The organism is Armatimonadota bacterium (genome assembly GCA_016223145.1).
GTDB lineage: Bacteria > Armatimonadota > Fimbriimonadia > Fimbriimonadales > Fimbriimonadaceae > Nitrosymbiomonas.
Genome location: JACRPN010000011.1, coordinates 215,491 through 228,396 on the forward strand (window position 1 = coordinate 215,491; position 12,906 = coordinate 228,396).

Sequence of the window (12,906 nt, forward strand, 5' to 3'; positions counted from 1 at the left end):
TCGCTTCGCAAAAACAAGGGAGGGGCTCCCGCTAATCCCTTCATCTCTTCATCACCCTATCCCCCTTATCCCCCTTTCCCCGTGTCCCCCTGTCACCGTGTCCCCCTGTCCCCGTGTCCCCGTGTCCCCCTGTCCCTCTGTCCCTTCCCGCCCCAGGTACATTCCCCTCATGCCTGGACTCATCTCGGAGAAGCTTGACCAAGCCGCCGCCCTCATCGCCCAGTCGGACCTCGATGTCTGGCTCACCTTCGTCCGCGAGACCTTTGGCGGCAGCGACCCTGTGCTCCCGTTCCTGATCCAGGGCGGCCTCACCTGGCAGTCGGCGCTCCTGGTTTCCCAGTCCGGCAAGAAGGTCGCCATCGTCGGCAATTACGACGCCGATGCCATCGTCGCTTCGGGCAATTGGGACGAGGTTGTGCCCTATGTCCAGGGCCTCCGCGACACGCTGATCGCCAAGCTGGAAGAGCTGGTGCCGGCAGGAGGTAAGCCCAGAATCGGCGTCAACTTCTGCTCCGACGACGTGAAGGCCGATGGCCTTTCGCACGGCATGTTTCTGCTCCTTGAGAGCTACCTAAAAGGCACACGCTTCGAGGGATGTCTCGTCAGCGCATCGAACCTGGTAACCACGCTGCGCGGAGTCAAAACCTCCACCGAAATCGAGCGCATGAAGGGAGCTATCAAGGAGACCGAATTGCTCTTCGACTGGGTGGACAAGCACGCCCGGCTCGACATGTCGGAGCGCGACCTCTACGATGGGATCCAATCGCTCATCGAGAGCCTTGGCCTCGGCTACGCCTGGGACAAGGTGGGCGATCCGATCGTCAATTTCGGACCCGATTCCATGGGCGGCCACGGCATCCCCAGCGACACGATTTTCCTTGCGCCTGGCCAGATCCTGCACATCGATCTCGGCGTCACCAAGAACGGCTACAGCTCAGATATCCAGAGCTGCTGGTATGTGCCGCATCCAGGGGAGACCGAGCCGCCCGCGGACGCCCAACGGGCGTTCGACGCCGTGATCGGCGCGATCTCTGCCGGGGCGGCCGTGCTAAAGCCGGGGGTTCAGGGTTGGGAGGTCGACGCGGCGGCGCGATCCTATCTGGTGGCGCAGGGCTTTCCGGAGTACTTGCACGCGCTGGGGCACCAGGTTGGGCGCGTCGCGCACGATGGCGGAGCGATCTTGGGGCCCAAGTGGGAGCGCTATGGCCGAACGCCGACGATCCCGATCAAAGAGGGCGAGGTCTATACGCTGGAGCTAGGGGTGTTCGTCGAAGGGCGCGGATACCTGGGAATCGAGGAGATGGCCCAAGTTACGGCAACGGGCGTGGAATGGCTCACCAGCCGCCAGATGGACTTGCCTGTGCTGAAGCTATAGTAGATATGCACAGGTCTTATAAGTCTTTTAGGACGTATGAGACCTGCAAGGCAGTCGGAACCAGCTCACACCAAGAGACCCTTCACAACCTCGCCATACACGTCCGTCAGGCGGAAGTTCCTGCCCTGGAACTTGTAGGTCAGCTTGGTGTGGTCCATGCCCATAAGGTGCAGGATCGTCGCATTCAGGTCGTGGATATGGACAGGGTTCTCAACGATCTGATAGCCCAATTCATCCGTCTTGCCATAGGTGATGCCCGGCTTGATGCCGCCGCCTGCGAGCCAGCAGGAAAAGGCATGGGGATGGTGGTCGCGGCCGGGATAGGGTGAGCCGCCGCGCCCCTCGTTCATAGGGGTCCGACCGAACTCCCCGATCCACACGACCAGCGTCTCGTCGAGCAGCCCCCGCTGCTTCAGGTCCTTCACCAGCGCTGCAGCGCCCTGGTCAGTCTGGCGGCAAAGCTCGGGAAGGCCGTGCTTCAGGTCGTTGCCTTCCCCGTTGCCGTGATGGTCCCACCCGCGGTGATAAAGCTGCACAAAACGCACGCCGCGCTCCACGAGCCGCCGCGCGAGCAGGCAGTTGTTGCCGAAGCTTGTCTTGCCCTGCTCTGTACCGTAGAGTTCATGGGTCTCCTTGGTTTCCTTGGACACATCCATGAGGTCCGGAACGCTCGACTGCATCCGGTAAGCCAGTTCATACTGGGCGATGCGCGTCTCGATCTCGGGGTCTAGGGTCTGCTTGAGCTTGATCTCGTTGAGGTCCCTGAGAGCGTCGAGCATGTCGCGCCGCATCGGGCGCGTGACGTCTTCGGGGTCCTTCACAAAGAGCACCGGCTCGCCTTTCGACCGGAACTCGATTCCTTGGTAAGCCGTGGGGATGAACCCACTGCTCCAGCACGCCTTGCCGCCGTCCGGGTTGTTCTCGCCAGAAATCAGCACCACGAACCCAGGCAGGTCGGCGTTTTCGGTGCCCAACCCGTAGGTCAGCCAGGAGCCAAGGCTCGGCCGGCCGGGTAACTGGAAGCCCGTATTGATGAAGAGTTGGGCAGGAGCATGGTTGAATTGATCCGTCTTCACCGACCTCACGATCGCGATGTCGTCGGCAACGGTTTTGAGGTGGGGCAGCAGATTGGAGATCTCGACGCCGCTCTGACCCGCTTGCGTGAAGGAATGGGGCGACCCGAGCAGCTTCGGGACCCCTTTGATGAAGGCAAAGCGATCGCCCTTCATAAACTCCTCGGGGCAGGCCTCGCCATTGTGTTTCTGGAGGAACGGTTTGGGGTCGAGGAGGTCGATCTGGCTCGGGGCTCCCGCCATGAAGAGGAAGATCACGCTCTTGGCCTTCGGCGCGAAGTGCGGCTTCTTGGGCGCTAGGGGGTCCTTGCGGTTCCCCTGAAAGGTCGCCGCCAAACCCTGCTGGGCCAGCATCGAGGAGAGCGCCAGCCCGCCCACTCCGTAGCCGACCTCCTTGAAGAAGGTGCGCCGCGTCAGTTGGTTCAATCGGTCGTTTCGGTTCATGGCTATCCCTTGGTAATCGTCTCGTCGAGGTTCAGGAGCACGCTGCAAACCATTTGCCAGGCGGCTTGATCTGGGGTTTTGGACCCACTTTTGGCCGACGGGCCAGCCTTGGCCTTCAGGCGCGAAAGGAGCTTGGCCAGCCGCTTGAGCTCGGGCTCGCTGGGCCTGCGGCCCGTGCACAGCCGAAAGGCATAGCTGAGCCGCTTAGCGGGGTCCTTTCCGGCCTCTCGTTCGCTCCTCGCCGCCAGGGCGGATGCCGCCTCCAAATAGACCGGGTCGTTGAGCAAAGTCAGGGCTTGCAGCGGCGTGTTGGTGCGGACTCGGCGCACGGTGCACGACTCCCGGCTTGTGGAATCGAACGTCATGAACGATGGATACGGTGAGGTGCGCTTGAGGAACGTATACAAACCGCGTCTATACCTGTCGTCCTTCTGGCTCGTCATCCACTGCTGGCCGTTGTAGGGCGTGTTCCAAACCCCGTCCGGCTGGATCGGGTATACGCTCGGCCCGCCTAGCTTGCGTGAAAGCAGTCCGCTGGCCGCGAGCGCGTTGTCACGGACCAGTTCCGCATCCAAACGGAAACGCGGCCCGCGTGAGATCAGCGCGTTACCCGGGTCCTTGGCGAGGGCTTGCCGCGTCGCATCGGAGGATTGGCGATAGGCGGCCGAGGTGGCCATAAGCCTCATCATCGCCTTCATATCCCAGTTGCGAGCCATGAACTCCGAGGCCAGCCAATCCAGAAGCTCGGGATGCGAAGGCGGTGACGCCTGGGTGCCAAAATTCTCCGCGGTCTCGACGATGCCGCGCCCGAAGAGACCCATCCACATCCGGTTCATCTGAACGCGCGCCGTCAGAGGATTCTGCTTGCTGACGATCCACTGAGCCAGGCCGAGGCGGTTCGCCGGGGAACCCGAAGTGGGCTTGTTCCAAGCCGCAGGGATCGCCGGAAACACCTGGTCCCCCCTGTTGGTGAACTCGCCCCGGTTCCTAAGGTGCGCCGAAAGCGGGCCAGGGCGGTCCCTCATGATCAGTGCCGTGGGAATCTGGCTCTGCACCTCGGCAAGGCGCTTTTCTGAAGCTGCCTTGTCCTGACGAGCCTGGGACAACAGGGGAGTTGCCGCCCGAAACGCAGCGTCAAGCCGCCTCTGCTCTACGGCCGTTCGGTTCTCCTTGCGAGCGAGATCTCGCAGTTCTGTCGAAGCAAAACGAACAAGGGGCGCCTCGATCGACGTCGCTGAAAGGCGAAACGCGCCCAGCGTGTGCTGGCCGAACCGCGATTCGCATTCGATGACGACCTCAAGCGAATCGGAGGATAGCACCAATGGCCTGGCGAACTCCAAGACGGCCTCATGGGGCTTGCCCATCTGTGGGGAGATGGCCCAGCCGGAATCAGGATCGTCGTCGATCAGGCCTTGAGCGCTGAAACTCTCCTGGTCGAAGTCACACTTGGCAGCCGCCAACTTGATGGGTTTGCCGCCCGCCAAAACGGCCACCTTTCCCACAACGAAGTTGCCGTTGCTCGATCGCCCCGGACCCTTGTTCGGCAGCGCATCGTTGGCCAGCGCCTCGATGCGTATCCCGGTTATCGAGTTGGTGCTCGGACGCTCTAGCCGAACCCGGTACGTGACTTTCGCGGGGATCGGCCCCGAAGCCAACAGAGCGTTGTCCGAAGCCAGAGCCAAGCTCACGCCGTTAGTGGCTTCGAAAGCTGTGGGAAACAAGGCCAGCCAAGGGATTCCAGATGCCACGGCGGCGGTCCACCTCCCTTGCTCGGCGGTGAGTTCGGGCGACTGCGCCGTGAGCTTCGCCTCTAGGTCGGCCAGCCGGGCCTTGAGGCGGTCCCTTTCGGCGGCTTGCTCAGGGGTCGGCGCCTCGATTTCAGGCTCATAATATTTCATCTCCGAGACCTTCGGGTCGCCTTTCGGCACATAGTCGGTCCCATTGAAATAGGCCAGGAGCTCATAGAACTCGCGCTGCTTGAAAGGGTCGTACTTGTGGTCGTGGCACCTGGCGCAGCCAAAGGTCACGCCCATAAACACCACACCGGTGGTGCTCACTCGGTCGACCAGCGCCTCAAAGAGCCCCTCTTCGGGGTCGACGCCACCCTCCTGGTTGAACATCGTGTTGCGATGAAATCCGGTCGCAATGAGGTCGTCGAGCGTGGGTTTGGGGAGCAAGTCGCCGGCAAGCTGCTTGACCACAAACTGGTCATAGGGCAGGTTGCGGTTGAAGGCGTCGATAACCCAGTCGCGGTACTTGAAGGCGACCCGGTTGTTGTCCTTTTCGAACCCGTTCGAGTCCGCATACCGGGCCAAATCTAGCCACTCGATCGCCTGCTTTTCGCCATAGTGCGGGCTCTTCAGCAACCGGTCGACCACTCGCTCGTAGGCGTCGGGCCGCTTGTCGGCAAGGAACGCGTCGATCTCCTGGGGTGTGGGCGGCAGGCCGGTCAGGTCCAGGCTCACCCGGCGAATTAGGGCCTCCTTTGAGGCTTCGTGGCTGGGTTTGAGACCCGCCGTCTCCAGTCGCTTCAGCACGAACGCGTCGATCGGGTTGCGCGTCCACCCCTGCAGCTTCACCTTCGGCGGCGCCAGTCTGCGGACGGGCGCAAAGGCCCAATGCTGCTTGGAAGAAGCCCCCTTGGAGGCGCCCTGCTGAACCCAAGCCCGGATCGTCGCAATCTGGCTCTCGGAAAGGGCCGGCATGCCCATCGGCATCTGGGGCATCCCGCCCTCGCCGAGAAGGCGCTTCAGGAGAAGCGAACCGCCCGGCTTGCCCGGCGCGATGGCCTTTCCGCTGGCGCCGCCCTTCATCAGGGATTCGAAAGTGCTTAGGTCGAGCCCGGCCGATGCGCCAGAACCTGCGTGACACCCGGAGCAGTGCGCCTTCAGGATCGGCTCAACATCGGAAAACGTAACCTGCTTCTGGGTTTGGGACGAGGCGCCGGCCCATCCCATCCCCACGGGCAGCAGCGCCCCAAACGCATATCCGCAGACCAGCCAGGCTTTCACAAGCCCTATTATGCTTCCGGTTTGTCCGGGGCCAGCCCTTTCTTCAGCCCAAGACCCCGCAAGATTGTTGTGGGGCGCCAGCCCCGCCAATCCGATATTGCGCATGTGTCCGCCATCTCGCAGAGCGTAGTTGAGAACTCCAAGCAGGCCTATTCCGCCGCTTATGTGGCGCGTCAGCCCATCATCGACGCCGCCGGCCAGGTCAGCGCCTATGAGCTTCTCTATCGGTCCGGGAGGGTGGGTAGCGCCGGCGAAGTGGGGCTAGCGGAGTCTTCGACGATGATCGTGGACACGATCGGCGCGTTCGGCCTAAACAGCCTGGTGGGGACCAAGCCCGCGTTCATCAACATCTCGGAGGAGCTCCTGCTTTCCGGAGTCATCGACATGCTTCCCGTCGATCGCGTCGTGCTCGAAATCCTCGAGACGGTCGATGCGAGCCCCGAGGTGCTCGAAGCGGTTAAGTCGCTCAAAAGGCAAGGATATCGCCTGGCCATCGATGACTACACGGGCCAGCCGCAGCTGGGGCCCTTCCTGCCTCTGGTCAGCGTCGTCAAGTTTGAGGTCAAGGACGCCGATCCCAAGTTCTACGCCCCAATTGTCCGCCAGCTCAAGTCAAAGGGCAAAGCGCTGCTTGCCGAGAAGGTTGAGACCTACGAAGAGTTCCAGAGGTGGAAAAAGCTCGGCTTTGAACTGTTCCAGGGCTACTTCTATGCCAAACCGGAAGTGGTCGAGGGTCGGGGCGCTGTTTGTCGGCACGAAGTCCTGATCGCGCTTATCTCAAGGCTCTCCGATCCCGCAGTTAGTCTCGAAGAGATCGACAGGATCATTTCTGGAGACCCGGGCCTGAGCTTCAGGCTGCTCAAAATGCTCCGGTCGGCCGCGATGGGTCTGGACTCTCGTCTGCACTCGCTGCGGGAGGCCGTAAGCTTCATTGGGATTCGGAAGACCGGCGCCCTGGCCACGATTTTGTCGATGTCCTCCATCCCGAAGAAGTCGCCGGAACTGCTGCAGACGGTGTTGATCCGGGCGAACTTCTGCGAGCTGCTCGCAAGGGACCTGAAGCTGTTTGCTCCAGACGCCTATTTCACGCTCGGGCTGTTCTCGCTGCTCGACGCTATGCTCGACATGCCAATTTCCGAAATCGTCAGCCAGTTGCCGCTCTCGGAGGACGTCATCGAGGCATTGGTCAATCCGGTCGCCGAGTCCGATCTCGCCAGAGTTTTGCGCTTTGTCAAAGGGTGGGAGCGGGGTAGCCCGACGGCGCTTGAAGGCAGTGGGATCATGGAGAGCTCTCCGCAATTCCACTATGTGGAAGCGCTCCGAAGGGCGCAGGAACTGATGTCGAGCTGTGAGACCTCGCATTAGGCGCCTCAGTCTTTACGGACCTCTGCGGCTTGGCGGCTCTGCGAGGAATTCCCGGTCGCAAGGGTCCCGGCAGGGATGCGTGCGCTCCGGCCCTTTGCGCCGGCAGACTGAGAGTCTGCCCTACGGGTTTGTTCTTTGTCAGTAAGTCTTCAGTGCCTCCGTCCGTTGTTCCTGTGTCCCTATGTCCCTCCCCTACGCGATCATCGTCCCGATGCCCGCGTCGGTGAACACTTCCACCAGGAGCGAGTGGGGTCTGCGGCCGTCGATGATATGCGCGCTGTGCACGCCGCCCGCCAGCGCGTCCAAGCAAGATTGGAGCTTCGGGATCATGCCCTCTCCCGCGGCCCCCGAGGCGATCATCTCCTTGGCCTCATCCGACGAGATCCTGGAGAGCAGCGACTCCTTGTTGGGGTACTCCTTGAGCACCCCTTCCACGTCGGTCATCACAATCAGCTTCTCCGCTTTGAGAGCGGCTGCCAACGCGCCCGCCGCAAGGTCCGCGTTCACGTTGTAGGTTCCGCCTTCTTGACCCGGCGCGACCGAGCAGACGATAGGGATGTATCCGGACGCTGTCAGGGTCTCCAGGATCTCCGGGTTCACCCCGCTGACTTCGCCAACAAAGCCGATGTCCTTTCCACCTGGCGTGAGCTTCCGCGCCGTGAACAAGCCGCCGTCCTTGCCTGAGAGCCCCGCCGCCTTGCCGCCTGCGGCCTGGACCCCTGCAACGAGCCCCTTGTTCAGCGCCCCGAGCGCCATTTCGACGAGCTCCATCGTCTCGGCGTCGGTCACCCTGAGGCCGTCCACGCGTTTGGTTTCCAGACCTACTTTTGCCGCCAATCTGTCGATTTCAGGGCCACCGCCGTGCAGCAATACCGGCCGGATATTGACTGCCTGCATGAGCACGAGGTCCTTCATCACCTCGGCCTTTCGTTCGGGGTCGGTCATGGCGTTGCCGCCGTATTTCACCACCACCGTCTTCCCGGCGAACCGCTGGATATAGGGCAGCGCCTGGATGAGGGTTTCGGCCCGGGTTTGATAGATGCTCACGTCGTGTACTCCGCGTTGATCTTCACGTAGTCGTAGCTGAAATCGCAGGTCCAGAACCGCGTGACGGCGGGGTTTCGGTGGCCGAGATCGATCTCGATCAGCACCTCTTCGGCCTTCATGGCGTTGCTTACGTCGTCGAGGTCCACGGGTACAGCCATTCCCTTCGCGAAGACCAGGCGCCCCGCGATGCTGACTTTGATCTTGTTGGGGTCGAACTTGGCGCCCGATTTGCCGAGCGCCATCAGGATGCGGCCCCAGTTCGGGTCGTTGCCGAAAAGCGCCGTCTTCACCAGCGGCGACTCCGCGACGGCCCGTGCCGCCTTGTCCATTTCGTCGTAGTCGCCAAAGACCATGACCTCGACGAGCTTGGTGGCCCCTTCGCCGTCGCGGGCGACTTTCTTGGCAAGCGGCACCATCACTTCGGCCAAGGCGGGCACCAGGTCCTCCTGCGTCGCCGTGACCCCGCTCGCACCGTTAGCCAACAAGTACACAAGGTCGTTCGTGCTCGTGTCGCTGTCCACGCTTACCCGGTTGAACGACATCTCGTTGATGCCGGAAAGCATGTTCTGGAGGAGTTCGGGACGAACGACAGCGTCACAGGTGATGAACGCGAGCATCGTCGCCATGTTGGGCGCGATCATGCCGCTGCCTTTGGCTATCCCGCCGATTCGGTAGGTCCCGTTCTTGCCTTTCACCTCGACGGCTTTGGACTTGTGGACCAAGTCGGTGGTCATGATGGCCCGGGCGGCTTGGAGGTTCGCCTCCTCGGAATGCATCGCTCGCCGGGCAGCTTCAGCGATTCCGTCTCGCGCCCGGTTGATGGGCAGAGGGCGGCCGATGACTCCAGTGCTCGCCGTCAGGACCAGGTCCTCCGAGATTCCGAGTTCACGCGCCACAATGCGCGCCATCTCGCCGTCGGCGCGGTTGCCCTCTTGGCCGTTGCAGGCGTTGGCGTTGCCCGCGTTGGCGACGATGGCCTGCGCCTTCTGGCGCTTGATCTTCTCTCGTCCGTTCTGAACGCACCAAGCCGAAACGGTGTTCGTCGTGAACACCCCGGCGGCGGCCGCCGGCACGTCGCTGACAATCACCGCGATGTCGTCGCGTTCCACCTTTCGTATGCTTGCGTAGGCCGATCCGGCCCGGAAGCCTTGCGGCGCACAGACGCCGCCCTCGATGGCGAGGACTTCTATGGCCATAGTCCGGGGTTCTCCAGGGCGTGGGTTTCGGGAAGGCCCAGCATCAGGTTCATGTTTTGGATGGCCTGGCCCGCCGCTCCCTTCACCAGGTTGTCAATCGCGCTCGTGATCACAGCGCGATTTGTCCTTGCGTCCCAGACCACGCCGATGTGGCAATGGTTGGACCCCAGCGTGGCCTTTGTTGAGGGCTGCTAGCCGAGCTGGAGCAGGTGAACGAAAGGCTCCTTCAGATAGGCCACTTCGAGAACGCGGTGGAGTTCATGGGCCGACGTTGGGCCGGCGGGGGTCGCGTAGCAGGTCGCCAGAATCCCTCGGTTCATGGGGATGAGGTGCGGGGTGAAGCTGAGCTTCAGCGGCGCGCCGGCGGCAACCGAGAGCTCTTGCTCGATCTCCGGCGTATGGCGGTGGGTCCCAACCCCATAGGCCTTCACGTTCTCGTTGATCTCAGTGAAGAGGTAGTCCACGGCAATCCGCGACCGCCCAGCGCCCGAGACGCCGGATTTGGCGTCGACAACGATGCCATTCGGATCGATTGCGCCGGCGCGAAGCAGGGGAGCCAGCGCAAGGATGGACGCAGTCACATAGCAGCCCGGATTGGCCACGAGCCGCGCCTCGGCGATGCGCCTGCGGTAATGCTCGGGCAGGCCATACACGGCCTCCGACAAGAGCTTGGGCGCCTTGTGTTCCAACTTGTACCATTCCGGGTAAGCGCTCGCATCTTGAAGCCTGAAGTCCGCCGAGAGATCAATGACCTTCTTGCCCGCCTCGAGGAGCGCGGGCGCTTGGGCCATCGCCTCTCCATTGCCCTGAGCCAGGAAGAGAAGGTCGCATCGCGCGATGGCTTCCGCTGGGTCGTAGGCCGAGTAGGCCAGAGAATGGCCATGGGTTCCCGGATAGACGCTGGACACCCGCTGGCCCGCATACGTGTCCGAAGCCAGATAGGCCAGCTCGACCTGGTTCGAGGGAGCGAGCAGGCGAATGAGCTCCGCCCCGGCATAGCCCGAGGCGCCGATAATGCCGATGCGGGCCCGCTGCGCCATAGGAAGGGTCTATTATGCCTGAAGCCATGCTAACATTCCCTGCAGCTTGGCCATTCTCTTCACCCTGACCGTGTTTCTGAGCGCCGCGCTGCTGTTTCTCGTGCAGCCCATGACCGCCAAGATGATCCTGCCCTCGTTCGGCGGATCGCCCAGCGTCTGGAACGCCAGCATGGTCTTTTTCCAGTTGGCCCTGCTGGCAGGATACGGATATGCGCACCTTTCAACGCGAAGACTTGGCCTGAAGCGTCAACCGATCCTGCACCTTCCGCTGATTGCACTGCCTCTGCTCCTGCTCCCGATGATGGTGCCGAAGGACTACAACCCCACGCACAGCAGCCTGCCAACGGCCCTCGCGCTGCTGGTGCTGCTCGGAACCGTGGTAGGTCTGCCGTTCTTGATGGTCTCGACCAGCGCTCCGATCCTTCAACGGTGGTTCGGCGCGACGTCGCACCGCCAGGCGCACGATCCCTATTTCCTGTATGCCGCGAGCAACCTTGGGAGCCTGCTCGGGCTGCTGGCCTACCCGTTCTGGATCGAGCCCCATCTTCCGCTTCAAAGCCAGGCACAGCTTTGGTCTTGGGGCTACGCGGGGCTCGTCGTTCTGGTGGGCTGCTGCGCCTTCGTCACCGTGAGGGAACAGAAGGCCCTCGCCGCTGGGGCGCCCGGGGAATCGCAACCTGAAACGGTCCAATCGACGCGGAAGGAACCCGATGCCGAAGCACTCGAAGCGCCCATCAACTGGAAGCGGCGGGGAACGTGGATCTTGCTGGCCGCCATCCCCTCCAGCCTGCTCCTCGGCGTCACCAACTTCCTCACCACCAACATCTCGCCGATACCGCTCTTGTGGGTGGTGCCGCTCTCGCTGTACCTGCTCACGTTTGTCGCGGCGTTTGGGCGTCTCCGCCCGATCAAAACCGAGACCATCGGCCGCATCGCCGCCATTGCCATTACGCCGCTTGCCATCACCATCGTGCTCCAGTCGAACAAGCCGATGGAGGTGCTGGCCGCAATTCACCTGATTGTGTTTGCGCTTTGTGCCCTCTACTGCCACTTTCGGCTCGCCGACGACCGTCCCTCGGTTCACCACCTCACCGAGTTCTATCTGTGGCTCAGCGTAGGCGGCGTCATCGGCGGCGCGTTTAACGCGCTCCTCGCCCCGTGGGCGTTCGACACGCTCTCCGAGTACCCTCTTGCGTTCGTTGGGGTTCTGCTGCTAAGGCCCTTGGGGCAGGTGAAGCGCCCCTCGCCCAAGCTCGACCTGGCGTTTCCCGTTCTCATCGGCATCGCCACATACCTTTGCTCCGCCTACACCCAAGAGATTCGCGCGGCCATCGGCCCTTCGATCAAAGCAGTGCTGAACCTCTTCGGCGCCGGATTGGTCGGCAACCCCAACCTAGAAGTGGCCATCCGGCTGGGAATCCCCGTTTTGCTGGCGTTTGTCGCCATCGACCACGCAAGGCGCTACGCGCTCTCCCTGGGTGCGTTTCTGTTGGTCTCGTTTTGGCTGCACACAGGAATCTATGGCGACATGATGCTCACGCGCCGGAGCTTTTTCGGGGTCTATCGGGTCGTGGACTTCGCCGCCGCCAAGAAGCACGAGTTCCTGCACGGAAACACCTTGCACGGCTCCCAGTTCTATGGCGGGCCCGAACGCCTTGAGCCCCAGACCTATTACAGCCGTACAGGCCCCGTCGGAGACGTGCTGCACGAGCTTGAAGTGCTCAAACGCGATCGGGAGATCGGCCTGGTGGGACTCGGAGTGGGCACGCTGAGCGCCTACGGAAAATCTGGAAACAGGCTGACCTTCTTCGAAATCGACCCCCTGGTCATTCAGATAGCCTCCGATCCCAAGTACTTCACCTACCTGAGCGACGCCAAGGAGCGTGGCGCAACGATCGAGATGGTGCTCGGCGACGCCCGCCTCTCGCTGCAGAACCAACCCGATGGGAAGTTTGACGTTCTCGTGCTCGATGCCTTCAGTTCCGACGCAATCCCGGTCCACCTTTTGACCCTGCAAGCCTTCAACCTCTACTTCAAGAAGCTCACGCCCAACGGGCTCCTCGCGGTTCACATCTCGAACCGATACCTCGACCTTACCGGCCCGCTGGCGAAAGCGATGCGCGATCTGAAACTGCTCGGGCTGCAATGGATGCAGACCAAGGACGAGATCCCCAACGGGCACCCGGGGGCTTCCCCATCGAACTGGGTCGTGATTGGCCGCTCGAAAGAGGATTTGAAGCCGTTCGACCAGCTCGACAAGGGCTGGGTCGAGCTCTCGACGGAGGTCACGGGCCACGCCTGGACCGACGATTTCTCCGATCTCGTGAGCGCCTTCGTCAAGAGCTCTGGTTGAAC

The 12,906-nt window shown here is 62.3% G+C and carries 7 protein-coding genes and 1 pseudogene; 3 read left to right on the forward strand and 5 right to left on the reverse strand.

Annotated elements, in window-relative coordinates:
* Positions 1-169 precede the first annotated feature (169 nt).
* The gene (locus HZC36_09695) at positions 170-1,375 is read left to right on the forward strand and encodes an aminopeptidase P family protein (protein MBI5707247.1); all 1,206 of its coding nucleotides are present in this window, start codon (positions 170-172) and stop codon (positions 1,373-1,375) included.
* Between the two features lie 65 nt (positions 1,376-1,440).
* Here HZC36_09695 and HZC36_09700 read toward each other — a convergent pair whose 3' ends face one another.
* Complete coding sequence (locus tag HZC36_09700) at positions 1,441-2,892, reverse strand: DUF1501 domain-containing protein (protein MBI5707248.1); 1,452 nt, start codon at positions 2,890-2,892, stop codon at positions 1,441-1,443.
* Between the two features lie 2 nt (positions 2,893-2,894).
* Entirely contained in the window at positions 2,895-5,903 is a 3,009-nt protein-coding gene (locus tag HZC36_09705; GenBank protein ID MBI5707249.1) for a DUF1553 domain-containing protein, read from the reverse strand.
* A gap of 105 nt (positions 5,904-6,008) precedes the next feature.
* On the opposite strand from HZC36_09705, the gene HZC36_09710 reads away from it, so the two are divergent.
* Complete coding sequence (locus HZC36_09710; GenBank protein MBI5707250.1) at positions 6,009-7,268, forward strand: HDOD domain-containing protein; 1,260 nt, start codon at positions 6,009-6,011, stop codon at positions 7,266-7,268.
* A gap of 192 nt (positions 7,269-7,460) precedes the next feature.
* Here the strand turns inward: HZC36_09710 and argB are convergent, their stop codons facing one another.
* The 3 genes and pseudogenes from argB to HZC36_09725 form a co-directional block, all read right to left on the reverse strand.
* Positions 7,461-8,213, reverse strand: a complete 753-nt coding sequence (gene argB / locus HZC36_09715) for an acetylglutamate kinase (GenBank protein MBI5707251.1) — start codon at positions 8,211-8,213, stop codon at positions 7,461-7,463.
* A gap of 98 nt (positions 8,214-8,311) precedes the next feature.
* Positions 8,312-9,511, reverse strand: coding sequence for a bifunctional glutamate N-acetyltransferase/amino-acid acetyltransferase ArgJ (argJ, locus tag HZC36_09720; protein ID MBI5707252.1), 1,200 nt, complete (start codon positions 9,509-9,511; stop codon positions 8,312-8,314).
* Positions 9,502-10,551 (reverse strand): annotated as a pseudogene (locus tag HZC36_09725) (N-acetyl-gamma-glutamyl-phosphate reductase). The gene argJ and the pseudogene HZC36_09725 overlap by 10 nt, the downstream one beginning before the upstream one ends.
* A 46-nt stretch (positions 10,552-10,597) precedes the next feature.
* Between HZC36_09725 and HZC36_09730 the strand changes: the two are divergent.
* Complete coding sequence (locus tag HZC36_09730; protein ID MBI5707253.1) at positions 10,598-12,904, forward strand: fused MFS/spermidine synthase; 2,307 nt, start codon at positions 10,598-10,600, stop codon at positions 12,902-12,904.
* The last annotated feature ends 2 nt before the right edge of the window (positions 12,905-12,906 follow it).